Here is a 24975-nt window from a genome sequence, read left to right as displayed (position 1 = left end):
GCGTCTCCAGCCAGGGGGGATGTTCACGCGCAGGAACGAGCAGGTTCAGCCGCCACCCGACAGCGTCACCTCAGCGGTCTTGATTTCCACCAGCAGCCCGCCCGGGTCACCGTTCTTCAGCGGCTTGAAGGTCAGCTCGGCGGCATCGCCGGCCTTGATCGAGCTGGCTTTCCAACCGGCGCGGCTCATGGCGTTGACGCTGCCGGTCTCGATTTTCAGCTGCTGTTCGGGCGGGCCAGGCACATCGAAATAGATCGAGATATGCGGGTTGCTCCACACGAAACGGGCGACCACGCCTTTGACGGTGATGGTCTTGGTCTGGTCGAAGATGGCGAAGGAATGGTGCGCCGTGGCAATGGCCGGCAGCGCGATGCAGGTCACCAGGGCCAGCAGGCCCAGGCCCTTGCGCAGGGATGACATCGGTTTCATGGCGAGCGCCTCGGTTCTTATACGTTCTTATGGGTCCAGCCTACGGCCAGCCCGGCCCCTGGCCGTATCCGAAAACGGCAACTGCTGCCGCTGGGCATGACCCCGCCGTGCAAATACCTGCATGTGCTGATTTGGGTTAACGCTCGCCCGTCCCAAGTCGAACACTCGGCGCTCGCCTAACAACAATAAGAACAGGAGAGACGTCATGCGCACTTCCCGCCGCCCGTCGTTATTGCCGTTGCTCGCACTCTGTGCGCTGGCGCCGCCGACCCAGGCCTACGAGCTGTACAACGAAGATGACGGCGCCACGGTGCTCAACGCAGAACTTGGCGCAGGCTTTGGCTGGTACAGCGCCTCGCGCAATTACCGCGGTAACCCGGAGCAGTACCCGGGACGCATGCACTGGCAGGAGGGCTATGCCAAGTACGGTTTGACCGGCAGCACCGACAAGCTCGGGGCCGGCTCGGTTTATGGCGGCTTGAGCATGCTCAGCTCGGGCACCTGGGGTGACGGCGACATCGGCGCCATCACCGCCGGCACCGAGCGCACCAGTGCCCTGGAAGATGCCTTTCTCGGTTGGCGTTCAGGCGATGCGATCCCCTGGCTGGGGCAGGACGGCGTGGACTTTTCCTTTGGCCGGCAACTGGTCACGGTGGACGGCTTTCTGATCACCGACGACGGCTTCAACACCGGCAAGGCCTTCAGCCCCATCCCGGGTGTCAGCGACGGGCGCTTCGACCGCGGCGGTGCGTTCTACCTCGGCCAGCGCCTGGCCTTTGGCAATACGGCGGTGCTCAAGCTGGGCGGCACTGAAGGCTTGCATGGCAGCCTCATCTGGCTGAAATCGGACAACCCCGGGCAGTCGAAGACCGAAATGGCCGTGGCCACGGTCGACTACAGCACACCGATCGGCTCGCTCGGCTCGACCTACGTGCGCGGGCTGGATGTCGACGAACGTTACGTGTTCGGCGACCGTGGCGAGCGCAAGGGCATGAACATCTACAGCATTCGCGGCCAGGGTAATGCCGGCATCGAGAACGCCGATTTCGCCTTCGAAGTGGCGCGTCAGGAAAAACGCTCCGGCTCGCAGCGCGGCATGTTCTTCGATGCCGGCTACACCTTCGTCGATACGCCCTGGCAGCCCACCGTGAGCTACCGCTATTCACGCTACTCCGAAGGCTGGGACTTCTTTTTCCAGGGCGGCTACCGCGGCCGGTATCAGGGCGAGGTGGCAGTCAACTATGGCGGCTCGGTGACGGCCAACATGGAAATCAACGACGTGCTGCTGCAACTCAAACCCACCGAGCGCCTGACCCTCAACGCCATGGCCTTCGATTTCAAGCAGATGTCACGCCGTGATGAGCTGGACTTCAGCGCCCGCGAGATCGACCTGTTCCTCGACTGGCAAGTGACCGACCACGTCACCCTGTCGCCCCTGGTGGGCTTCTACAAGCCCGACAAATGGCAAGGCAACGGCGGCGTGCAGAGTGGCAGTGCCGCTACCAACGTGTATTTGCAGTTCATTGTCTGGTTGTCGTTCTAACGGTCGGCCACCACCGTCAGCCTTTGTTGAGCGGGCTCACACACGCGTACCGTCATTCGACACCTGCGACCGTCAGATCATGAGGATGCCTGCCGGTCGCTGGCGTGGGTGGTGATGCGCGGCCCCATACACTGGTTGATCGAACTCGAGGATGCGTCCCTGACACCCCTGATGCGTCGTTTCGAATCGCGTTCGAGTGGGCTGCTGCACCGGGCAGGGTTGCGGGGGTATCCGATCTGGCAGGCCGGCTACCACGACCCTGCGCTGCGTCGAGAGGAGAACGTGCTGAGCGTTGCCAGATAGACCGTGACCAACGCTGTTCGGGCGGGGCGGGTGAGGACAGTCGGCGAGTATTCGCATTGGCACACGGCATGGATTTGAAGCACGGCTACGGCGATCCCACTGGCGTTGCATAGGCCATGGCAGCGACTGGCCGGCAGTGCGCTCAGCGCATCGGCGAACCTTGCGCGAAGGCCGGCAAAGCCGGCCCCGTCGATGTCCCGCGTTCCCCTCACAGCATCCGGCGCAAGACATCCTTGCTCGGATCACGGTCCAGGAAACGGTGCTTGAGCGCCCCGGCGACGTGCAGGGCGATCAGCGCCAGCAGGGTGTAGGCCAGCACCTTGTGCAGCCACTGGAACACCACGAACCAGTCATCGTTCTTGGGCAGCAGTTCCGGCAGGTCGACGCCGAAGAAGAACACCCCGTCACTCATGGTGAAGGTGCTCGACATCGAGTAGCCCATCAGCGGCACCACCACCAGCAGCACGTACATGGCCCGTTGCACCAGGCTCGACAAGGTCCGCTCGAAGGGCGCCAGGGTCTGCAAGGGGCGGGGGATGTGCGGTGTGCGCAGGCGCACGGCGATCTGGGTCAGCACCAGCAGGAAGGCCAGCACGCCGAATGACTTGTGCCAGGGGTAGTAGAGCTCGAACTTGCTGGGTATCTCGTCGTCCATGCCGGTCATGTGCCAGCCGGCCCAGAGCAGGCCTAGAATCAGCACCGCGCGGGTCCAGTGCAATACCCGCAGGGCGGTCGGGTAACGGTCGAGTGCCGTTTGTTGGTAGGCGGTCATCACGGTTTCTCCACGCTTGGCGCAACCTGCGCAATGAACCGACGCCCCGACGCAGGTTGCTCGCCGGGGCGCCGGCGCAGGTCAGCTCGGCAGCAGCACCGTGATGACCTTTTCTTCGGTGTAGGCCAGCGCGCCGCTGAACCCGCCTTCACGACCGATGCCGCTGGTCTTGACCCCACCCCACGGCAGGTTGGCATCCAGCGGGCTCCAGCAGTTGATGCCCACCGCACCGGCCTTGATCGCTGCGGCCACGCGGTGCGCACGCACCAGATTGCCGGTCCACACCGTGGCGGCCAGACCATACGCAGAGTCGTTGGCCAGGGCAATCGCTTCGGCTTCGGTGTCGAACACGATCAGCGTGCCCACCGGGCCGAAGATTTCCTCCTGGGCGATGGCCATGTCATTGCGTGCGTTGGTGAAGATCGTCGGGCGTACGAACCATCCCCGCTCCGGCGTCGAGACGCCACCGGCTGCCAGTGTGGCGCCCTGGTCGATGCCCAGCTGAATGTAGCGGTTGACCCGCTCGAACTGCGTCTTCTTGGCCACCGGGCCCATCTGCACGCCATCCTCGCGTGGGTCGCCGACCTGCACCGCCTGCGCCGCCTCGGCCAGCGCGGCGCCGAAGCGTTCGGCCAGGTTGCGCTGCACCAGGATACGCGAGCCGGCCGCGCAGACCTGGCCCTGGTTGGCGAACAGCCCCAGGGCGCAGCCGCGCACGGCGTCTTCGAAGCTGGCATCGTCGAAGACGATCTGCGGGCTCTTGCCGCCCAGCTCCAGCGCCACCTGCTTGAACAGCACGCCGGCGGTGCGCTGAATCTCGCGGCCAGCCTCGGGGCTGCCGGTGAAGCTGATCTTGGCCACCTGCGGGTGTTCGCACAGGGCCTTGCCGACTTCCGCGCCGTAGCCGGTGACGACATTGATCACACCGTCGGGAAAGCCCGCTTCCTGGGCCAGTGCGGCCAGGTGCAAGGCTGACTGCGGGGTTTCCTCCGATGGCTTGATGACCACCGTGCAGCCCGCTGCGAGCAGCGCCGCCAGCTTCCACACGGTGATCATCAAGGGCGAGTTCCACGGCACGATCGCGCCGACCACGCCCACCGGCTCACGCACCGTGTACGACAAGGTCTTGCTGCCGAAGTAGCCGCCGGTGGGGATGGTGCGGCCTTCCAGCTGGTTGGCCCAGCCTGCGGCTGCGCGCAGGTTGGCGATGGCGTTGGGCAAGTCCATGCGCCGTGGCTCCATCGGCGACCGGCCGATGGCGTTGGCGTCCATGTCGGCCAACTGCTCGCTGTCGCGTTCCACCAGGTCGGCCAGCTTGGTCAGCAGGCGCCCACGCTGGGCGCCGTCGAGCTGGCTCCAGGCGCCGCCCTCGAGCTGGGCATGGGCGGCAGCGACGGCGCGCTCGACGTCTGCGGCGGTGCCGCGTGCTGAGCTTGCGTAGACCTGTTCGGTGACCGGGTCGATGAGCTCGATGCGCGCACCGCTGCCCTCGACCGACTTGCCTGCGATGAAGTGATTCAGATGCTGAGTCATGGGTATGTCCCTTGGGAAATGGGCAGGCTCACGCCTCGAGCGAGGCCAGCGCGTCGCCGAAGATGTCCAGGGCCTTGAAGAACAGCGACCGCGAGATGGTCAGCGACGGCATGATGCGCATCACGTTGCTGTAGCGCCCGCAGGGAATCATCAGCACGCCGTGGTTCATCAGGTAGCCCATCAGTTGGCCAATCTTCTCGCCGGCCAACGGCTGTTTGGTGACAGGGTCTTCGACCAGCTCGATGCCGATCATCAGGCCGCGCCCGCGCACCTCGCCAACCAACCGGCTGTTGAAGCCCCGAATGCGTTCCTGCGCCTCCAGGCCCAGGGCGTGAGCACGGTTGAGCAGGTCCAGCTCAGGGTCTTGAAGAATGCTGATATTGGTCAGCGCCACCACCGAAGACAGTGAGTTGGCGGCGAAGGTGTTGGGCATCGAGCCGTCCGGAATCTGCGCCGCCAGGTCCGAGCGCATCATCAGGCCGGCCATGGGCAGGTCGCTGCCGATGCCTTTGCCGAAGGTGAGCATGTCGGGCTTGACCTCGGAATGCTCCACTGCCCACATCTTGCCAGTGCGGCCGGCACCGGCCTGCACTTCATCAACGATCAGCAGCGCGCCGCTGCGGTCGCAGGCCTTGCGCAGCAGTTGCAGGAATTCTGGCGACGGCGGCACGTAGCCGCCTTCACCCTGGACCGGCTCGACGATCACCGCAGCGACGTCATCGGCGGCGGTGTAGGGCGTGTTGAGCAGGTAGTCGACGTACTCGCCGGCGATCTGCTCGGCGCTTTTGTGGGTGGTGTCGAAGGGGAAACGGTAGGCGTAGGGGTAGGGCGCGTGAATCACCCCGCCCATCTGCGCGCCATAGCCTTTGCGGTAGGCAGTGCCGGTGGTCAGCGCGCCGGAGGCATGCCAGACGCCATGGTAGCCGCCATGGAACGCGATGATCTGGTGCCGGCCGGTGATGCGCTTGGCGAACTTGACCGCCGCTTCCAGGGCGTCGCTACCGCTTTGCGTGAAGAAGGTGATGCAGTCGCCGCGCAGCCCCGGCGGGGCGATTTCCGACAGCTTGGCGGCCAGTTCGGTACGCCGCGTGCTGTTGATTTCCAGGGCGTGCATGAGCACTTCGGACTGCTCGCGGATGGCCTGCACCACCTGCGGGTGGCAGCGGCCCACGCTGCTCACGCCAACGCCGGCAGAGAGGTCGATGAAGGTGTTGCCGTCCGGGTCCTTGAAGGTGGCGCCGAACGCGCGGTCCATGGCGATCGGCATGCGTCCGCCACCGCGCGCCATCGACTCGGTACTGGCCGACAGCGCCAGCGCTTCACGGGTGTTGGGGCCAGGCAGTTCGCTCGAGACGATGCGCGGGGCATCGGCGAAGTGCAGGGCTTCGAGTTGGGCTTCGTTCATGGGGTGTTCTCCGGGGTGAATTCTTCGAGTGTCATCGATGATCCATGGCGCCCCAGACCCTGCGGTATCCCGAATCGGCACATCCTGCGTCTGAACCGCGCCTGTGGGCTACCGGGCGTCATAAAACGCTTGCAGGCCTTAAGCGGTATGCCAGTATCGAAAAAGACGGCGATCCCAAAAACAATAAAAGTGCTGGAGGCTTGCAATCCCATGCGACATCAGACGATCAGCCATTTTCACGACATTCACGTGCATGCTGCCACGGTTCAGCAGTGGCACCAGGACTACAGCCAGCTGACCGCAGGCTCGGCCGAATGCTCGCTGATGCAACTGACCACCGCCGGCTGCCACGTGTTTCTCGAACAGATCAACCAGCGCGTGGTGCAGAACGGCGTCGCGCCGCGCGGCAAGATGTGTTTCGCCTTGCCACTGAATGTGCCCGGCTCGATCCGCATGCAGGGGCGCGACGTCGACGAGAGCAGCCTGTTCTTCCTCCACGGTGGCGAAGAGTTCATGTTTCACATGCCCCAAGGCATGCAACTGCTGTCGATCACCTTCGACCGCGCGCTGTTCGAGCAGGCGTTGGAACAGACCATGGCGACCACCGAGCTGCAGCAACTGCTGCGCCAGCCGGTGATTCGCGTTTCCCCGCAGCGCTTCGCGCAGACCCGCCGACGCCTGCTGGCGCTGTTCGCCGATACCCTGGCCCAGGATGAACTCGATGCCCTGCCTGAGCGTGAGTCGGCACTGGAGCAGACCATGCTCAGCGAAGTGCTGAACCTGATGATCGACCCGGCCTGTGACAAACAGCAGCGCAGCCCCAGCTCGACGCGCAGTTTCATCGTCGAGAAATGCCACCGCATGGCCCTTGCCCAGTTGCTCGAATCACCCAGTGTCATGGACCTGTGTGAGCGCCTGCAGGTCAGCCGCCGGACGCTGCAGAACAGCTTCCGCGCGGTGGCCGAAACCACACCGCTCAATTACCTGCGCTCGGTACGCCTGAACGGCGTGCGCCGCACCCTGATGTCGACCTGCGCTGCTGAGTTGTCCATCGGCGATGCGGCGGCCAATTGGGGCTTCTACCACCTCAGCCACTTCGCCGCCGAATACGCCGAGCTGTTCGCCGAGCTGCCTTCGCGTACCACCCGCGCCGCGATCCCCGCGCGCTGCTGTGCCTGAGCGCGTTCGCCAGCACGCGTCGGGTGCCGATTCAGGCTACGGGTCACCGTGGCCTGACGGCTAGGCTAGGGTCGCGCTCATCGTGTCCATCGCCTCGCCCGGCGCACACTCGACGCCTGAAGGGCAGGTTGCGTATGGGCAGGTGTTGCGCCAGCACAGGGGATCATGCAATGGACACCACGCAGAGGTTGCAGGAGCCAGCGCAGCTTGCTGCGTACGGCGAGAAAATTGTCAACAGCGGTGTGCTGGGCAAGTCGCGGCGGATGATTCGCCTGTTCGAGTTCCTCCTCGAACGCTCGATCAGCGGCACGGCCACCAAGGAAATCGAGATCGCCCAGGTGGTGTTCGGGCGTACCACCGACGTCGACCTGACCGCCGACGCCACGGTGCGCGTACACATTCACCGGCTGCGCAAGAAACTCGCTGGCGTGCCGGTCGATGAGCACGGCCAGCGGCTGATGCTACCGCGTGGCGACTACCGCCTGGTGCTTGCCAGCGGCGATACACCGAGCACTGATGAGCTGCCGCTGCCGCAGCATTGGCGCCGTTGGCGTTTTGCTGCCGGCGCCGCTTTGCTGCTGGCCCTGAACGGGGCCGGCTGGGCCTTGTGGGGCGGGCAGGGGCCGCAGGACACGCGCACTCAGAGCCGCTTGTGGCAGGGCGTGGCCAGCGGCTCGGCGCCGGTGCTGGTGGTCTCGGGGGATTTCTACGTGTTCGGTGAACAGAACGCGTCCGGCGCCATCACGCGCATGGTTGCCGACGAGTCGATCACCTCCAGCGCCGCACTCGAGCACTACAAGCAGCGCATGCCCAACCTCAGCCAGCGCTACGTCGACATGAATACCTACCACCTGCCCAGCGGCCTGGCTTCGGCGCTGGTGGCCGTGGCGCCGGTGGCCAGCGCCACCCGGCCACGCCAGCCGAACCTGGTCAGCAACGTCACCACCTCACGCTTTACCAACGAAATGCTCAGCAACCACGACATCGTCTATGTCGGGCTGCTCGACAGCCTGGGCGATCTCAAGGAGCCGTTCTTCGACCTGTCGGGGTTCACCCTCACCGCTAACGGCGCGGCGCTGATCGACAAGGCCAGCGGCGAGCGCTTCGAATCGGACTGGGACGAGCCGTCCACCGAGCGCATCATGCGCCACGACTACGCCTACCTGGCGCGCTTTCCCGGGCCTGCAGGCAATCACATCGTGGTGGTCGCCGGGATCATGGACCCGGCGCTGGTGGAAGCGGCCAAGCTCGCTTCGAGCGCGGTGGAGTTGGGCCGCTTGCAAGCGGCAGTGGGCGACAGCGCTGCGTTCGAGGCGCTGTATGAAGTGCGCACTTTCGGCCCGTCCAACGTCGCCGCCGAACGACTCATCGCTCGCCCGCTGGAGGTCGGCACGCTGTGGCGCAGTCGCAAGGCTGGGGTGGCGCAGGTGGTTGCAGCACCTGGAGCTGCGACGAAATAAGGGTGCCCCGCCGAATCGAACTGCGATTCGGCGGGGCGGGTGCGGGGCCTCGGCGGACGGCATTCGCCCAGGCCCCGAACTTCAGGGGAGCTCGATGAACAGCTGCGCCTTGTCGCGGCGCACCTTCTTCATGCCCACCAACCAATCGTTGTCGCTGTCACGGTGACCGAGGGCCAGCAGCACGGCGCTGTGCAGGCCCTGCTCGGGCAGTTGCAGCAGCTCGTCGACCGCCTGATTGTCGAAGCCTTCCATGGGCGATGCGTCGATGCGCGCTTCTGCCGCTGCCAGCAGGCCGAAGCCTAGGGCGATGTAGCACTGTTTGGCGGCGTGGGCGGTCTGTTGTGCTTGGCTCATGGCCCCGAACGAGTCGAGCAGTGACAGCCGGTAGTCGTCGGTGACGCTGCCGGGCAATTGGCGGATGTCGTTGCTGAACTGGAAAAAGCCGTTGATGCGTTCGGCGGTGTAGGCATCCCAGGCCGCGAACACCAGCAGGTGCGAGGCCTGGGTGATCTGCGCCTGGTCGTAGCACAGCGGTCGCAGGCGCGCGCGCAGAGCCGGGTCGCGGATGACGAACACCGTGTAGGGCTGCAGGCCGGAGCTGCTGGGGGCCAGGCGAATGGCTTCGAGGATGAACTCGAGCTGGTCCTGGGCGATGGTTTCGGCGGTGTAGCTTTTGGTTGCGTAGCGCCAGTGGAGCGAATCTAGCAGTGCCATGGGAGTGTCCTTGGGTCGAAAAAGAGCAGCAGCGGCGTGGGTGTGTGCGCCGCGCTGTCGGTCAGGCCCGGCGCGCTCGCTGAGCGTCGCCTGTGGCCTGGATGCAAAGCGCTGTCACGTATCGGTGCCTAGAGGTTGGAGCTTTCGCCTTCCTTCACATGGCGCCACAGCGTCTTGAATGGGTCGAAGTAAAAGCCGCGCAGGGTCCGGTGCGGGTTGTTGTCGCCGTACTCTTCGTCGTTGCAGCCCCAGCGCCAGGTTTCACCTTTTTTCGGCAGGTACAGGGTGCCGAACATCCAGTCCCACAGGGTCAGGATCACCGCGTTGTTCTTGTCCCAGTGGTGCGGCTCCATGCTGTGGTGCAGGTTGTGCATCACCGGCGCCAGCACGATGCGGTTCATCCAGCCGTAGGAAATCGGCATGTGTACGTGGGAGAACACGTCGATGACGAAGAAGGCGATGTAGGCGGTGGTGGTGATGGCGGCGATGGTGCCGGGCTGAATCTGGCTGCCGGTGGCATACAGCACCAGCCCGGTGAAGGCGCCGCCGACCACGGCCGGGATGATGTTCAGGCCGAAGAACTCGATCGGGTGCTGGCGGAACAGTGTCCACGGCGTGAGGGTTTCGGCGGTGTGGTGTGGCTTGTGCAGGTGCCACAGGATGGGTGTGGTATGGCACCAGCGGTGCACCCAGTAGCCGACGAAGTCGACACTCAGGAAATACACCAGAAACTGCACCGCGACCAGCGCCCAGGTCGAGGTGATCAGCGGGGCGCGGGCACCATATTCAGCGCTGACATAGGCCCCAACGTTATCGGCGATGGCCAGGCCGTTGATGGCCATGATCCCCACCAGGGGAAAGCCCAGCGCCAGCAGGATGATGCCGTTCCACATGTCCACCCGTGAGGAGGCGTGGTCGTACTGTTCGGTTGGGAAGGCGGCCTGTTTCAGCGAACGCAGCGTGAGCGGCGTCTCGAATTTCTGCGCCACGATGAACATCACCGCCAACACCGTGACGAACAGCGGCAGGCCGAAGGCCCATAGACTGAAGATTTCGAGTGTGGGTTCGTAGAACGCGACAATCGATTCCCAGAGTGACTGGAGTGTCATCGTAAGTACCTCGCCATTGCTTGTCATTGTTGTTGTGTCGAAGCCCTTGGGGCTTGAGCTCTTCATGGGTGGTCGTGCCCTGTGCGGCGCGCCGGTCGATCGACACACTGCGCTGGGCTGGGGCAATGATGCTCAGGGCCAAAGCCGTTCGAGAAGTTGGCAAACGGTTAACGAACGGTGTTGAAACGCCGCTTCTGTAACGTTTCAACCACAATGAACATCAATGAAATCAGGCTGATAGACGGCTGCAGGGTTGGCTGTGTGGGCTGCGACAAGGGCAAGGGCGAGCGCCAGGGGCACACGTTTCGTGTGCGCTGGCAACGCGCTGAACGTGGGTTCGATGGGGCAGCGGCGGTGGGTGACCGGGTGCAAGCGGTGCTGGGAGTGCGTTGAACACCCGTTCATGCAGTGAAGGCGGACAGTAACCGAGGCACGACGGGCTGGCAGAGCGTGAACGATCGATGGGCTGCGCGCGGGGCCGGCCCTTATTTCGGATACAGCGGCGGTAAGCCCGCACTTTCAGCCGCCGGTAACTGCATCGCTTCGAGCGCTGGAATGTCACCGATCGCCCGCCACAGTTCGGTGCCCTGCCAGTACTGCCCGGTTTCGCTGTACAGCGCACCGTTGAGGCTGTCGAGCGCTTCGGAAAGCGGCACGAAGCGGGCGGCCATGTCAGCGAGGGTTTCCGGCTGCTGCCGGGCCCAGGCGTCGAGCGCCTGGCGCGTGCCGTGCGGGTCATTGGCCTGGCAGGCGCGCTTGAGGTCATCGAGCAAGGTGCGCGGGCTGGGGCCGGCCTGGGCCACGCGCAGTACCGCGGGGCGCGAGCGGGCGCGCCACCACAGCGCGAAGCCTGCGACCGTGCTGGCGCCAAGCAGCACGGTTGCCAGTTGCCAGGGCCACAGCACGCCGGTGCCGGCACGCGGATCGCTGCCGGGGCTGTCGCCGTCCAGGGCCGGGTTGTCCTGCACCAGCAGGCTGCGGGCGGGCAGGCTGCTGTGTTCGAGGTGATCTTCGCGGGTGTTCCACCAGGTTACATCGACGGTGGGCAGGTCGATGGCGCCGCTGCGGGTGGGCACCAGCGCTTCGCGTTCTTCGCGGCTGGCGGTCATGCCGCGCTCGCTGAGCTGGTTGCCCAGCACCGGCTGATCGGGGTAGCGGCGCAGGCCGTCGACCTCGGTGGCCGGCAGCGGTGGCAACTGGTTGCTCGACAGCCCTTCGGCGCGCAGCACCACGTTTCGCGTCAGCGAGTCGCCGATCTGCGTGGGTTGCTGCGTAGGGTCGGGGCTCCAGCGCTCTTCGATGCTGACGCTGCGCGCCGGCAGCCACGGCACGTCCTTGGGGTAGTTGGCAGGTATCGGCTTGACGGTCAGCGCCAGGGCGCTGGAACTGGCTTGCACCGCGCGCCCGCCGTGGCCGCTGGTAGCGGCGTTGCCACCATCGTCGACAGCGGTGGCGTCGAAGGTCAGCGGCGCCACCTGCAGCAGCCCGCTGTGTTGCGGGTACACGGCATAGCGGGTTTCGATCACGCCATGGCGTACGCCATTGATGTCTTTCTCATAGGTGCGCGACTCGCCCAGGGCCTCGACCCTGGCGTCGTCGGCCTGCACGGTGCTCAGATGGCTGTCGTCGTACAGCGGCACCGAGTGGTAGACGCGCACGGTCAGCACGGCCTGGGCCTGCACGTACACTTCGCTGGCGTCCAGGGTGGTTTCGACGAACACCTGGGCGGCGTTGCCGGGGCGGCTGGCATCGGCCTGCAGCACTTGCAGCTCGATGGCCTGGCTGTGCGACTGGCCCAGTTGCAAGGCCGGGATCACCAGGCTGCCGCTGCGCCGTGGCAGCAGGGTGATGATCCAGCGGGTGCTGGCGCGGGTTTCGCCGTCGAGGGTGTGCAGGCTGTTGAGCTGGCGCGTGCCGCGTACATCGAAGTCGGCTTCCAGGCTCGACAGGTCGGGCTTGCCGAACTGGGTCACGTCCTGGCTTTCGAGAATCAGCTCAAGGGTTTCGCCCGCTTCCACGCGGGTGCGGTCGACACTGGCTTGCAGGGTCGGCTCGGCCTGGGCCAGTGCGGTCCAGAGCAGGCTCAGCAGGCACACGGCCAAGGGCTTCATCGTGAGGATTCCTGATGCAATTGCTGTTCGTACCAGAATTTGCGCCGTAGCAACTGCGCAGGGTTGTCGGGAATATCACGCAGCCACTGCTCCAGTGCCTGACGCTGCTCGGCATCCAAGGGCGTGGCTGCTGGGCGCTGAGCTGAGCTTGCGCCATCGTCGGCGCCGGCCGCGTTGCCCGCACCTTCGCCCGGGGTTGCGGCCTGATTGGCCTGTTGATCGTTGCCAGGGCGCGCTTGATCGCCTGCCTGGCCGGGCAGCGGGGTGCCACTGGAGGCGCTGTTGCCTTCACTTTCGGCACCCGGCGCGCCCTGACTGTCGCTGCCCGACGCCTGGGCCTGGCCGCCGGCCTGGCGCTGTTCGATCACGTGCCTGAGCAGCGCCTGATTGGCCAGGGCCGGCTGCAGGTCGGGCTGGCGCTCCAGGGCCTGGTCATAGGCGTCCAGCGCCGCGTCGAGTTCGCCGGCGCGGGCCAGGGCATTGCCGCGATTGTAGTGGCCCTCGGCGCTATCGTCCTGGGCAAAGGCCGCGGCGGCGCCGGCGAAGTCGCCCGCCTGGTACAGCGCAACGCCGCGCCATTGGGCGCTGACGAAGCGCTGTGCGGCCTCGGCGGGCTGTTGCTGTTCCAGCAGGCGCTGACCTTGCTGGTCCGGGCGCAGCCACAGGTCGTCCCAGCTCAGCGCATAGCTCGGTTGCGGCAGCGCCAGCAGCAGCGGCAGGCACAGTAGCCAGCCACGCCGGCCAGCACAGGCGGCCAGCAGCAACAGCGGCAGCAGCAACCAGTAGCCTTGGTCTGACCATCGGTCGAGCTGCACGGTCTGACCATCGCTGCGCAGTGCCTGGGGCGGATCGAACAGGCCCAGGCCGCGCAAGTCCAGGTCATCGATGCGGGCGTGGCGATAGCGTCCGCCGTTGTCGTTGATGAAGCGCTTGAGTGCGGCACCGTCGAGCCGTGGCAGCACAATTGCGCCTTGTTCATCCTTGAGGTACTCGCCGTTGCTCTGGCGCACCGGCGCACCCGCGGCGCTCCCGATACCGAGCATCAGCAGGCTCGGGCCGTGGCGGCCGAGGGCCTGGCGGATGCCGGCTTGCTCCTGCTCACTGAGCGAGGAGCCGATCAGCAACAGGCGACCCTGGCCTAGATGGCTCTGTGCTAGTAGGGCGAGGGCTTTGCGCACTGCCAGATCGGCGCGCTGGCCGGGCTGGGGCATGATCGAGGGGTCGAGGGCTTCGAGCAGATTGCGCGTGGTGCCAAGATCGTCCGACAGCGGCACCAGCGTGTGCGCACTGCCGGCATAGACGATCAGTGCGGTCTGGCTGTCGCGGCGTTGTTCGAGCAGGTCGCTGACCTTGCGCCGGGCCTGTTCCAGGCGGTTCGGCGGGCTGTCTTCGGCCAGCATCTGCGGGGTCAGTTCCAGCACGATCACCAGCGGATCGGCCGGACGCTGATGGGGCTGTTCGAGCCGCTCCCAGCTTGGCCCGAGCAGGGCCAGCACGGCCAGCAGCCAGGCGCTGCCCAAGAGGATCCACGGCCACTTGCTGGCCCCGCCCTTGCCACCGCCGAGCAGCGCCGCGTGAAACTGCGGCGGCAGGATCATCTGCCAGCGGCCGGCGCGCTGGCGCCTGCGCCACAATCTCAGCAGCAGCCAGGCCAGCAGCGGCAGGGCCAGCAGCCACAGCGGGCGCAGGCTGTGGGGCAACAGTTCGCTCATCGCCGACTCCTCAGGCGCAGGCGCTTGAGGCGCTGGCGCCACTGCGGATGCGGTTGCAGAAAGCGCGGCCGGCGCAACTGGCGTTGCAACAGGTTGTCGGGCCACAGCGTGGCGCACACCAGCAGCACGCTGAGCAGCAAGGCCAGGGCCAGCGGCCAGGCATACAGCGCCTGGGCGGCGCGGGCCTGGGTCGGTTGTTGCGCCACAGGCTCCAGTTCGTCGAGGGTCTGGCCGATGGCGGCCAGTTCGGCACCGTCGTGGGCGCGGAAGTAGCTGCCGTGGGTCAGCCCGGCGATCTCGCGCAGCGACGCTTCGTCCAGGTCCAGGCTGGGGTTGAGGCCGAGCAGGCCAGGCGTGCCACTGGCCTCGGGGTTGGCACCGATGCCGATGGTGTAGATGCGCACGTTTTCCTGGGCGGCCAGGCGCGCGGCGGTGAGCGGCGGAATCTGCCCGCCATTGTTGGCGCCGTCGGTGATCAGGATCAGCACGTGGCTCTGCGCCGGACGCTCGCGCAGGCGCTTGACGGCAAGGCCGATGGCGTCGCCGATGGCGGTGTTCTTGCCGGCGATGCCGATCAGCGCTTCATCGAGGAAGGTGCGTACGGTGCGGCGGTCGAAGGTCAGCGGCGCTTGCAGGTAGGCCTCGCTGCCGAACAGGATCAGCCCGACGCGGTCGCCCTTGCGCGCTTGCAGGAAGTCGCCGAGCAGCGCCTTGACCAGGTCCAGGCGGCTGACGTCTTCGCCTTGCCACTGCATGTCGGGGTAGTCCATCGACCCGGACACATCCACGGCCACCAGCAGGTCGCGCCCACTGGCTGCCACCTGCACCGGCTCGCCCAACCACTGCGGACGTGCTGCGGCCAACAGCAGCAGCGCCCAGATCAGCACCAGCGGCGCCTGCTGGCGCCAGCTCGGCAAGTGCAGGCGTGCGCGGCGTCCGGCCAGGCTTTCCAGCTCGCGCAGGAAACCCACCTTGAGCACCGGCTCGCCGCTGTCGGCAGGCGGCAGCAGCGCGCGCAGCAGCCAGGGCAGCGGCGTCAGCAGCAATAGCCACGGCCAGGCCAGCTCAAACATGTTTGCGAATCCAGGTTTCGACCGCCTGGCTGAGGCCGGCGATGGCTTTGTCGTCGAGCTTGCACTCAGGCTTGTAGGCGCCCTCTACCAGCACCATCCAGCGCGTCAGGCCCGCTGCCGGGCAGCGGTTGTCGAGAAACGCCAGCCATTGCCGACCGTTGAGGGTATGGCTGTGGGCACCGGGGTAATGACTGCGGCACAAGCGCTTGAGCAAGGCATTGAGCTGTTGCAGCCAGGCACCGGCCGGGGCACCGTCGTAGGGGCGCGGTAGCCGCGCCAGTTCCGCCAGGGCTTCACTGCGTGCCGGGTCCAGGCCCGGTTCTGGCGCAGCCGGCGCCGGGCGTCTGGGGCGCCAGTGGCGCAGCCGCCACAGGCCCCAGCTCAGGATCACTAGCGCGCCCAGGAGCAACCACCAGCCTGGCGCCGGCGGCCAGCTGCCGATGGCCTGCGGCGCCAGCAGCGGTTGCAGCTCGTCGAGGGGGTTCATCGCACGATCCCTGGGCGCTGTTCACTCAGGTGCTCGCGCAACTGCTCGATCAGCTCGCGCTGGGTATTGAGCGGCATCAGCACCACACGCAGCTTCTGCGCCAGCACTTCCCAGCGCTCGATGCGCGCTTCGGCCTGCTGGTGATAGGCCTGGCGCAGGCCCAGGTCGAGGGTGTCGAGTTCGAGTTGTTCATCGCCTTGTGCGAAGCGCAGCAGGCCAGCGGCGGGCAGGGCGTGGTCGAGCGGGTCGGCCACCGGCAACAGCAGCAGGTCGCAATGGCGTGAGAGCATCGACAGGTGCTGCTCGGCCTGGGCGCTCAACGCCCGCTCGTCGCAGATGATGATCGCCAGGCTGCCGGGGCGCAGCACTTCGCGCGCGCGGCGCAGAGCCAGGCCCAGACTGTCGGTGCCCGAGGCGCTGTCGCTGTGCAGCGCCTGGTTGATCCTGGCCAGGCGGTTGAGCAGTTGCAGCAGGCTCTGCTTGCTGCGCCGCGGCTTGATTTCATGGGGCTCGCTGGCGCCGAACACCAGCCCGCCGATGCGGTCATTGTGTTCCAGCGCCGCCCAGCCGAACAACGCGGCAGCCTGGGCGGCGAGCACCGACTTGAACATCAGCCCCGAGCCGAAGAACAGCCGCTGGCTTTGTTCGATGAGAATGAAGATTGGCCGCTCGCGCTCCTCGTGGAACAGCTTGGTGTGCGGCTCCTGGGTGCGCGCGGTGACGCGCCAGTCGATGTTGCGCACGTCATCACCGGCCTGGTAGACCCGCACCTGGTCGAAATCCACCCCGCGCCCACGCAACTTGGAATGGTGCAGCCCCACCAACGGGCCACGCTGGCCGGGGCGAGCGAACAGCTGGATTTCCCGCACCCGATGGCGCATGTCGATCAGCTCGGCCAGACCGATGCGGATGCCGGGTTCGAGGGAGTGGGTGGCGGGCATGGCGTCAGGCGACGGCGACGACGTCGAGGATGCGCTGGACGACGCGGTCCTGGTCGACCCCGGCCGCCTCGGCCTCGAACGACAGAATGATACGGTGGCGCAACACATCGAACAGCACCGCCTGAATGTCCTCGGGGCTGACGAAGTCGCGGCCAGCCAGCCAGGCGTGGGCCCGCGCACAGCGGTCCAGGGCGATCGATCCGCGTGGGCTGGCGCCGTAGGCGATCCAGTCGGCCAGTTCGGCGTCGAACTTGCCAGGGCTGCGGGTGGCGATCACCAGCTGCACCAGGTATTCCTCCACCGCATCGGCCATGTACAGGCCGAGAATCTCTTTGCGTGCCGCGAAGATCGCCTGCTGACTGACCTGGCGTACGGGCTTGGTCTCACCGCCCAGCGCTTCGCCGCGGGCCTGCTGCAGAATGCGCCGCTCGACGGAGGCATCGGGAAAGCCGATTTTCACGTGCATCAGGAAGCGGTCGAGCTGCGCCTCGGGTAGCGGGTAGGTGCCTTCCTGCTCGATGGGGTTCTGCGTGGCCATGACCAGAAACAGCGGCGACAGGTCGTAGGTGCTTCGCCCGACGCTGACCTGACGCTCGGCCATGGCCTCGAGCAGGGCCGACTGTACCTTGGCCGGGGCGCGGTTGATTTCGTCGGCCAGCACCAGGTTGTGGAAGATCGGCCCCTGCTGGAACACGAAGCTGCCGGTTTCCGGGCGGTAGATTTCCGTGCCGGTGATGTCGGCCGGGAGCAGGTCGGGGGTGAACTGAATTCGATGGAATTGCGCTTCGACGCCTTCGGCCAGTTCCTTGATGGCGCGGGTCTTGGCCAGGCCAGGGGCACCTTCGACGAGCATGTGGCCGTCAGCTAGCAGCACGATCAGCAGGCGATCGACCAGCTTTTCCTGACCCAGAATCTGGGAAGAAAGGAAGGTGCGTAACGCGATCAGGGCGTCGCGGTGTTCCATCGGAGGTGGTTCCTGGGGAAACGCCGGGGGTTGCATGTGCAGCCGCCCTGGCAGGGGCTGCTACTTTAATCCATCCGCGGGGGTGCCGACCAATCGGCGCAGGGCTATTTTCGTGTGATTCGCAACCAAAGTGGCGAAACCCCCTGCAATAACAACGGAATTGTCCGATCGTCCGCTCTGACTCATCGGCGTTTGCTGCACTGCCATTCTTGAGCGGGCACACGTCATGACGCATTCCAGCAGCACCAACATCCTGCGCATCGGGCTGTTTTTCGATGGCACAGGCAACAATCTGACCAATGCTTTGGCAGGCACTGGCGGGGTATCAGCGCGAGCGCCAAGCGGCAGCTATGCCAACGCGCCCAGCAACATCGCCCTGTTGTACGGCCTGTATCCTGATGCTGCGGACCTGCATCCGGGCGTCCATTGTCTGAGCCTGTACGTCGAGGGTATCGGCACCCGCCAGGGCGCACCGGACTCGATGCTCAGCCAGGCCACGGGGCTGGGCGCTACAGGTGTCGAGGCCCGTGTCGAACAGGCCATGCAGTGGTTGCGCGAGCAGGTAGCGCGCTGGCGCCAGCAACACCCGCAGCCGCCACTGCAGGGCGTGGAGGTCGATCTGTTCGGTTTCAGCCGCGGCGCTGCGGCTGCGCGGCACTGCGCCAACCGACTGGTTGCGGGGGAGGTGGGCAGCGACTTGGCCGTGACCCTGAACTTCATCGGCCTGTTCGACACGGTGGCGGCAATTTTCGACCCAATGGCCCACCCATCGCCCGGCATGCAGTTCGGCACGCTGCGCCTGGGCCTGGCTGATGGCATCGCCCGAAAGGTCGTGCAACTGGCCGCTGCCGACGAGTTTCGCCAGCATTTTGCGCTGGTCGCCAGCGGCAACGATTGCCTGTTGCCAGGGGCGCATTCCGATATCGGTGGCGGCTATCCGGCGCAGGTGCGCGAACAGGTGCTGTTGTGCAAGCCGTTCAGCTGCCGGGTGCCGGCCAGCAACCGGCCCGAGGCCACCGCAGCCTACGCCCAAGCGGCCCAATGGCTGGATGAACACAGCCCGCGTGCGGCGGGGCAACTGCAACTGCACACCTGGGAAGTGCTCGATGAGGATCACCGCGCACGGCGCGAGGCGCCGTACAAGCGGGTGTTCGCAACCGTAAGCCAGACCCGCGAGGTGCCGGGGCAGTTGTCGCAGGTGTACCTGAGCATCATGCGTGAGCTGGCGGTGCAGCACGGCGTGCCGCTCGCACCACTGCCCGGCGAGTGGCTGGCGCAGCTACCTTCGCAGTTGCAGCCGATCAGCCAGGCCCTGCACGCCTACGCCCTGGGCCACAGCGCCGAGCTGCACCTCACTGCCGGGCAGCGTGAAGTGTTGCAGCGCTACATTCACACCTCGGCGCACTGGAACCCGGCGGCAGAGCTGCGCGACGCCAGCCCCGACGTGCTGTTCGTCAATCGCCCCACCGCCGATGGCGTGCGCCTGGTGCATGCCAACCCACTGGGTTAGCAGGCGGGCGCTTACACCTCGCTGATCAGCTCGCCGGTGCCGTCGAGCAGGTTGCGCAGGGTCAGCAGCACCTCGGGCAGGTCGCTGGCCGGGGTAGCGTGGGTGATGTGCAGCTGTGCGTCGCCCTTGAGCGCATCACGGTCCCCGGGCGCCACCTCGATGACCAAGTGGGTAGCGCCCAAGGTGACTTTCAGGCCATCGAGGGTCGAAGGCTCGTCGTCCAGGGTCAGATCGACGGTGTCTTCATCCGGGTAGCGGGTCAGCAGGAACATCTGCCCCTTGTCGCTGATGCAGCACAAGGTGGCCATGTCGTCTTCTTCATCGTCGCAGGGCGTGGCGAGAAATTGGGTCGTGTTCAGTTGCATGTTTGGCTCTTTCGTACGAATGAAGGGAATTTTGCCAGCCGGGAAATGCCCAACCGTGCGGCATATTGCCTCACCTTGACCGAATATGTCGCAGCGCTGCAAGCCGCAAGCCTGTGCCAGTCGTTAAGCTGCGCAGTCGATGGACACCCGTAAAGGCCCAGCGCCGCGACGCAGGCGCTTTTGCAGATGCCCATCACACGCTGACCGTGCCCGGCACGGCCAACGCCCGGTTTTTGTCCGTCCCGCTGCACGGGTTGGCTATGGTTGATCCGTACGGGGCGCACGCGCGCACAGTGTTCCCACGATTAAGAGCCCACGCGGAGTACCACAGATGGCGTTTTTCACCGCAGCCAGCAAGGCCGATTTCCAGCAGCAACTGCGATCGGCCCTGGCGCAGCACATCAGCGAACAAGCCCTGCCACAAGTGGCGCTGTTCGCTGACCAGTTCTTCGGCATCATCTCTCTGGACGAACTTACCCAACGCCGCCTTTCCGACCTGGTCGGCTGCACCCTCTCGGCCTGGCGCATCGTCGAGCGCTTCGACCCCGAACACCCGCAAGTGCGGGTGTACAACCCCGATTACGAACGCAACGGCTGGCAGTCGACCCACAGCGTGGTCGAGGTGCTGCACCACGACCTGCCGTTTCTGGTCGACTCGGTGCGCACCGAGCTGAACCGCCGTGGCTACAGCATCCACACCCTGCAGACCACCGTGCTCAGCGTGCGCCGTGGCGCCAAGGGCGAGCTGCTCGAACTGCTGCCCAAGGGCAGCCAGGGCGAGGGCGTGCAGCATGAATCGCTGATGTACCTGGAGATCGACCGCTGCGCCAATGCCAACGAGTTGAGCGTACTGGCCCGCGAGATCGAGCAAGTGCTGGCCGAAGTGCGCGTGGCGGTGGCCGATTTCGAGCCGATGAAAGCGCGCCTGCGTGAAGTCGTGGCGCTGGTCGAGCAAAGCCCCTACGCCCCGGCGCAGAACGAAAAGGCCGAAGTCGCCGCCTTCCTCGAATGGCTGCTGGACAACCACTTCACCTTCCTCGGCTATGAAGAGTTCACCGTCACCGGTGACAGCGAAGGTGGGCGCATCAACTACGACGAGCAGTCCTTCCTCGGCCTGCCGTCGCTGCTGCGCGTGGGCCTGAGCGAGCAAGAGCTGCGCATCGAAGACTACGCCGCCGCCTACCTCAACGAGCCGTTGCTGCTGTCGTTCGCCAAGGCCGCGCTGCCCAGCCGCGTGCACCGCCCGGCGTATCCGGACTACGTGTCGATTCGCCAGCTCGACGCCGACGGCAAGGTCATCAAGGAATGCCGCTTCATGGGCCTGTACACCTCCTCGGTGTATGGCGAGAACGTGCATGCCATTCCCTACCTGCGGGTCAAGGTGGCCGAGATCGAACGTCGCTCCGGCTTCGACGCCAAGGCGCACCTGGGCAAGGAACTGACCCAGGTGCTGGAAGTGCTGCCGCGTGACGATCTGTTCCAGACGCCGATCGACGAGCTGTTCAACACCGTCATGTCGATCGTGCAGATCCAGGAACGCAACAAGATTCGCGTGTTCCTGCGCAAAGACCCGTACGGGCGCTTCTGCTACTGCCTGGCCTACGTGCCGCGGGAAATCTACTCCACCGAAGTGCGGCAGAAGATCCAGCAGGTGCTGATGGAGCGCCTCAAGGCCAGCGACTGCGAGTTCTGGACGTTCTTCTCCGAATCGGTACTGGCCCGCGTGCAGCTGATTCTGCGCGTCGATCCGAAGAACCGTATCGACATCGACCCGCAGCAGCTGGAAAAGGAAGTGATCCAGGCCTGCCGTTCGTGGAACGACGACTACTCGGCGCTGGTGGTGGAGAACTTCGGCGAAGCCCAGGGCACCAACATCCTCGCCGACTTCCCCAAAGGCTTCCCGGCCGGTTACCGCGAGCGCTTCGCCCCGCATTCGGCGGTGGTCGACCTGCAGCACGTGGTGGCGCTGAACGACAAACGTCCGCTGGCGATGAGCTTCTACCAGCCGCTGACGCAGATCGGCGAGCGCACCCTGCATTGCAAGCTGTACCACGCCGACACGCCGCTGGCGCTGTCGGACGTGCTGCCGATTCTGGAGAACCTCGGCCTGCGCGTGCTGGGTGAATTCCCGTACCGTCTGCGTCACACCAACGGCCGCGAGTTCTGGATTCATGATTTTGCCTTCACCTACAGCGAAGGCCTGGACCTGGACATCCAGCAGCTCAACGACGTGCTGCAGGACGCCTTCATCCATATCGTGGGCGGCGATGCCGAGAACGATGCCTTCAACCGCCTGGTGCTGACCGCCGGCCTGCCGTGGCGCGACGTGGCGCTGCTGCGGGCCTACGCTCGTTACCTCAAGCAGATTCGCCTGGGCTTCGACCTGGGTTATATCGCCGCGACCCTGAACAACCACACCGACATCGCCCGCGAGCTGACGCGCCTGTTCAAGACCCGTTTCTACCTGGCGCGCAAGCTCACCCAGGATGATCTGGACAACAAGCAGCAGCGTCTGGAACAGGCGATTCTCAGCGCTCTGGATGAGGTGCAGGTACTCAACGAAGACCGCATCCTGCGCCGCTACCTCGACCTGATCAAAGCCACCCTGCGCACCAACTTCTACCAGCCTGACGCCGATGGCCAGGCCAAGTCGTACTTCAGCTTCAAGTTCAACCCCAAACTGATCCCCGAGCTGCCCAAGCCGGTGCCGAAGTTTGAAATCTTCGTCTACTCGCCGCGCGTCGAGGGCGTGCACCTGCGCTTTGGCAACGTAGCCCGTGGTGGCCTGCGCTGGTCCGACCGCGAGGAAGACTTCCGTACCGAGGTGCTGGGCCTGGTCAAGGCGCAGCAGGTGAAGAACTCGGTGATCGTGCCGGTCGGTGCCAAAGGTGGCTTCCTGCCACGCCGTCTGCCACTGGGCGGCAGCCGTGACGACATCGCCGCCGAGGGTATCGCCTGCTACCGCATCTTCATCAGCGGCCTGCTCGACATCACCGACAACCTCAAGGACGGTGGTGTGGTGCCTCCGGCCAACGTGGTGCGTCACGATGAGGATGACCCGTACCTGGTGGTGGCGGCCGACAAAGGCACCGCGACCTTCTCCGACATCGCCAACGGTATCGCCATCGACTACGGCTTCTGGCTCGGCGATGCGTTCGCCTCGGGTGGTTCGGCCGGTTACGACCACAAGAAGATGGGCATCACCGCCCGTGGCGCCTGGGTCGGTGTGCAGCGGCACTTCCGCGAGCGCGGCATCAACGTGCAGGAAGACCCGATCACCGTCATCGGCGTGGGCGACATGGCTGGCGACGTGTTCGGCAACGGCCTGCTGATGTCCGACAAGCTGCAACTGGTGGCCGCGTTCAACCACCTGCACATCTTCATCGACCCCAACCCCGAGACGGCCAACAGCTTTGCCGAGCGCAAACGCCTGTTCGAGCTGCCGCGTTCGGCCTGGAGCGACTACGACACCAGCATCATGTCCGAAGGCGGCGGGATCTTCCCGCGAAGTGCCAAGAGCATCGCCATCAGCCCGCAGATGAAAGAACGCTTCGCCATTACCGCAGACCGCCTGACGCCGACCGAGCTGCTTAATGCCTTGCTCAAGGCGCCGGTCGACCTGCTGTGGAACGGCGGTATCGGCACGTATGTGAAAGCCAGCAGCGAGAGCCATGCTGACGTCGGCGACAAGGCCAACGACGCCCTGCGGGTCAACGGCAACGAGCTGCGCTGCAAGGTGGTGGGCGAGGGCGGCAACCTCGGCATGACCCAGCTGGGCCGGGTCGAGTACGGCCTCAATGGCGGCGCCACCAACACCGACTTCATCGACAACGCCGGTGGCGTCGACTGCTCCGACCACGAGGTCAACATCAAGATCCTGCTCAACGAAGTGGTGCAGGGTGGCGACATGACCGAGAAGCAGCGCAACCAGCTGCTGGGCAGCATGACCGAGGAAGTCGGCCACCTGGTGCTGGGCAACAACTACAAGCAGACCCAGGCGCTGTCGCTGGCCGCCCGCCGCGCCCGCGAGCGGATCGCCGAATACAAGCGCCTGATGGCTGATCTGGAGTCGCGCGGCAAGCTGGATCGCGCCATCGAGTTCCTGCCGTCCGAGGAACAACTGGCCGAGCGTCTGGCCGCAGGCCAGGGCCTGACCCGCGCCGAGCTGTCGGTGCTGATTTCCTACAGCAAGATCGACCTCAAGGAGCAACTGCTCAAGTCCCAGGTACCGGATGACGACTACCTGACCCGTGACATGGAAACCGCGTTCCCACCTTCGCTGGTGAGCAAGTTCGCCGAGTCGATGCGCCGCCACCGCCTCAAACGCGAAATCGTCAGCACGCAGATCGCCAACGATCTGGTCAACAACATGGGCATCACCTTCGTTCAGCGCCTGAAGGAATCCACCGGCATGAGCGCGGCCAACGTGGCCGGTGCCTATGTCATCGTGCGCGACATCTTCCACCTGCCGCACTGGTTCCGCCAGATCGAGGCGCTCGACTACCAGGTGCCGGCAGACATCCAGCTGACCCTGATGGACGAGCTGATGCGCCTGGGCCGTCGTGCCACCCGTTGGTTCCTGCGCAGCCGCCGCAACGAGCAGGACGCCGGACGCGACATCGCCCACTTCGGGCCGAAGATCGCTCAACTGGGGCTCAAACTCGACGAACTGCTGGAAGGCCCGACCCGCGAACGCTGGCAGGTGCGCTACCAGAGCTTCGTCGAAGCCGGTGTGCCGGAGCTGCTGGCGCGCATGGTGGCCGGCACCACGCACCTGTACACCCTGCTGCCGATCATCGAGGCCTCGGACGTCACCGGCCACGATCCTGCCCAGGTCGCCAAGGCGTTCTTCGCAGTCGGCAGCGCCCTGGACCTGACCTGGTACTTGCAGGAAATCAGCAACCTGCCGGTGGAAAACAACTGGCAGGCACTGGCCCGCGAAGCCTTCCGCGACGACATCGACCTGCAGCAGCGCGCGATCACCATCTCGGTGCTGCAAATGGCCAACGCCCCGCAGGACATGGACGCCCGCGTGGCGCTGTGGATCGAGCAGCATCGCGTCATGGCCGAACGCTGGCGCGCGATGCTCGACGACCTGCGCAACGCCACCGGTCACGACTATGCGATGTACGCGGTGGCCAACCGCGAGCTGGTCGACCTGGCGCTGAGCGGGCAGGCAGTGGTGGTGCCGTCCTGAGCGCTGGGTGAAGTGAGAGGTGGCCGGCAGTGATGCCGGCCACCCTCAATGCACTGGGGTCGCTACGCGACCCTTCGCGGTTTACCCGCGAAGGGCTGCAAAGCGGCCCTTTCTCTTGCGTGCCCCACACAGTCGCGAGGCTGTTGGCGAGCGCAAAAAGGACAGGAG

19 protein-coding genes and 1 pseudogene are annotated in these 24975 nt (G+C 65.6%); 7 read left to right on the top strand and 13 right to left on the bottom strand.

The genetic code is table 11. The features are described 5' to 3' along the window. Window positions 1–45 precede the first annotated feature (45 nt). The gene (locus tag LK03_RS20055) at window positions 46–429 is read right to left on the bottom strand and encodes a DUF6152 family protein (RefSeq protein WP_038414291.1); all 384 of its coding nucleotides are present in this window, start codon (window positions 427–429) and stop codon (window positions 46–48) included. Between the two features lie 205 nt (window positions 430–634). On the opposite strand from LK03_RS20055, the gene LK03_RS20045 reads away from it, so the two are divergent. Both LK03_RS20045 and LK03_RS22975 read left to right on the top strand, forming a co-directional pair. After that, a complete protein-coding gene (locus LK03_RS20045) occupies window positions 635–1972 on the top strand; it encodes a hypothetical protein (protein ID WP_038414289.1) in 1338 nt (445 codons plus the stop codon). After that, a pseudogene (locus LK03_RS22975) lies at window positions 1891–2353 on the top strand (REP-associated tyrosine transposase). Before LK03_RS20045 ends, LK03_RS22975 begins: the two are co-directional and overlap by 82 nt. A gap of 130 nt (window positions 2354–2483) precedes the next feature. Here LK03_RS22975 and LK03_RS20035 read toward each other — a convergent pair. The 3 genes from LK03_RS20035 to LK03_RS20025 all read right to left on the bottom strand — a co-directional run bounded on the left by LK03_RS20035 (window position 2484) and on the right by LK03_RS20025 (window position 5985). Beyond that, entirely contained in the window at window positions 2484–3047 is a 564-nt protein-coding gene (locus tag LK03_RS20035) for a cytochrome b (protein WP_038414288.1), read from the bottom strand. Window positions 3048–3128: 81 nt separating this feature from the next. Continuing rightward, a complete protein-coding gene (locus tag LK03_RS20030) occupies window positions 3129–4580 on the bottom strand; it encodes an aldehyde dehydrogenase family protein (RefSeq protein WP_038414287.1) in 1452 nt (483 codons plus the stop codon). Between the two features lie 28 nt (window positions 4581–4608). Further along, complete coding sequence (locus tag LK03_RS20025) at window positions 4609–5985, bottom strand: aspartate aminotransferase family protein (protein WP_038414286.1); 1377 nt, start codon at window positions 5983–5985, stop codon at window positions 4609–4611. 210 nt (window positions 5986–6195) lie between these two features. On the opposite strand from LK03_RS20025, the gene LK03_RS20020 reads away from it, so the two are divergent. Beyond that, a complete protein-coding gene (locus LK03_RS20020; RefSeq protein ID WP_038414285.1) occupies window positions 6196–7164 on the top strand; it encodes a helix-turn-helix domain-containing protein in 969 nt (322 codons plus the stop codon). A 170-nt stretch (window positions 7165–7334) separates the two neighbouring features. Continuing rightward, on the top strand, window positions 7335–8624 hold the full coding sequence (locus tag LK03_RS20015; protein ID WP_049870575.1) for a helix-turn-helix domain-containing protein: 1290 nt from the start codon (window positions 7335–7337) through the stop codon (window positions 8622–8624). 81 nt (window positions 8625–8705) lie between these two features. Here the strand turns inward: LK03_RS20015 and LK03_RS20010 are convergent, their stop codons facing one another. After that, a complete protein-coding gene (locus LK03_RS20010; RefSeq protein WP_038414284.1) occupies window positions 8706–9338 on the bottom strand; it encodes an NAD(P)H-dependent oxidoreductase in 633 nt (210 codons plus the stop codon). A 128-nt stretch (window positions 9339–9466) separates the two neighbouring features. Next, on the bottom strand, window positions 9467–10447 hold the full coding sequence (locus LK03_RS20005; RefSeq protein ID WP_049870574.1) for a sterol desaturase family protein: 981 nt from the start codon (window positions 10445–10447) through the stop codon (window positions 9467–9469). Window positions 10448–10660: 213 nt separating this feature from the next. Here LK03_RS20005 and LK03_RS22260 point away from each other — a divergent pair, with 213 nt between their 5' ends. Further along, on the top strand, window positions 10661–10840 hold the full coding sequence (locus LK03_RS22260; RefSeq protein WP_156109553.1) for a hypothetical protein: 180 nt from the start codon (window positions 10661–10663) through the stop codon (window positions 10838–10840). A gap of 92 nt (window positions 10841–10932) precedes the next feature. On the opposite strand, the gene LK03_RS20000 is transcribed toward LK03_RS22260, so the two are convergent. The 6 genes from LK03_RS20000 to LK03_RS19975 are packed head-to-tail and all read right to left on the bottom strand — an operon-like array spanning window position 10933 to window position 17735. Then, entirely contained in the window at window positions 10933–12558 is a 1626-nt protein-coding gene (locus LK03_RS20000) for a BatD family protein (RefSeq protein ID WP_038414283.1), read from the bottom strand. Beyond that, window positions 12555–14270, bottom strand: coding sequence for a VWA domain-containing protein (locus tag LK03_RS19995; protein WP_038414282.1), 1716 nt, complete (start codon window positions 14268–14270; stop codon window positions 12555–12557). The genes LK03_RS20000 and LK03_RS19995 overlap by 4 nt, the downstream gene beginning before the upstream one ends. Beyond that, window positions 14267–15343 (bottom strand): vWA domain-containing protein, encoded by a 1077-nt coding sequence (locus LK03_RS19990; protein ID WP_038414281.1) that lies wholly within the window; start codon window positions 15341–15343, stop codon window positions 14267–14269. The genes LK03_RS19995 and LK03_RS19990 overlap by 4 nt, the downstream gene beginning before the upstream one ends. Further along, window positions 15336–15830 (bottom strand): DUF4381 domain-containing protein, encoded by a 495-nt coding sequence (locus LK03_RS19985; RefSeq protein WP_038414280.1) that lies wholly within the window; start codon window positions 15828–15830, stop codon window positions 15336–15338. The genes LK03_RS19990 and LK03_RS19985 overlap by 8 nt, the downstream gene beginning before the upstream one ends. Further along, window positions 15827–16771 carry a DUF58 domain-containing protein gene (locus LK03_RS19980; RefSeq protein ID WP_038414279.1) on the bottom strand — a complete coding sequence of 315 codons (945 nt, stop codon included), beginning with the start codon at window positions 16769–16771 and terminating at the stop codon, window positions 15827–15829. Before LK03_RS19980 ends, LK03_RS19985 begins: the two co-directional genes overlap by 4 nt. Before the next feature lie 4 nt (window positions 16772–16775). Then, window positions 16776–17735 carry an AAA family ATPase gene (locus LK03_RS19975; protein WP_038414278.1) on the bottom strand — a complete coding sequence of 320 codons (960 nt, stop codon included), beginning with the start codon at window positions 17733–17735 and terminating at the stop codon, window positions 16776–16778. A 226-nt stretch (window positions 17736–17961) separates the two neighbouring features. On the opposite strand from LK03_RS19975, the gene LK03_RS19970 reads away from it, so the two are divergent. Then, complete coding sequence (locus LK03_RS19970; protein ID WP_038414277.1) at window positions 17962–19245, top strand: T6SS phospholipase effector Tle1-like catalytic domain-containing protein; 1284 nt, start codon at window positions 17962–17964, stop codon at window positions 19243–19245. An 11-nt stretch (window positions 19246–19256) separates the two neighbouring features. On the opposite strand, the gene LK03_RS19965 is transcribed toward LK03_RS19970, so the two are convergent. Continuing rightward, window positions 19257–19610 (bottom strand): hypothetical protein, encoded by a 354-nt coding sequence (locus LK03_RS19965; RefSeq protein ID WP_038414276.1) that lies wholly within the window; start codon window positions 19608–19610, stop codon window positions 19257–19259. 331 nt (window positions 19611–19941) lie between these two features. Between LK03_RS19965 and LK03_RS19960 the strand changes: the two genes are divergently transcribed. After that, the gene (locus tag LK03_RS19960) at window positions 19942–24807 is read left to right on the top strand and encodes an NAD-glutamate dehydrogenase (protein ID WP_038414275.1); all 4866 of its coding nucleotides are present in this window, start codon (window positions 19942–19944) and stop codon (window positions 24805–24807) included. Window positions 24808–24975: the final 168 nt, after the last annotated feature.

This window comes from Pseudomonas cremoricolorata (assembly GCF_000759535.1).
GTDB classification, from domain to species: Bacteria; Pseudomonadota; Gammaproteobacteria; order Pseudomonadales; family Pseudomonadaceae; genus Aquipseudomonas; species Aquipseudomonas cremoricolorata_A.
Note: the sequence above shows the minus strand (reverse complement) of the source record. Positions and strands in the feature narration are given on the sequence as shown.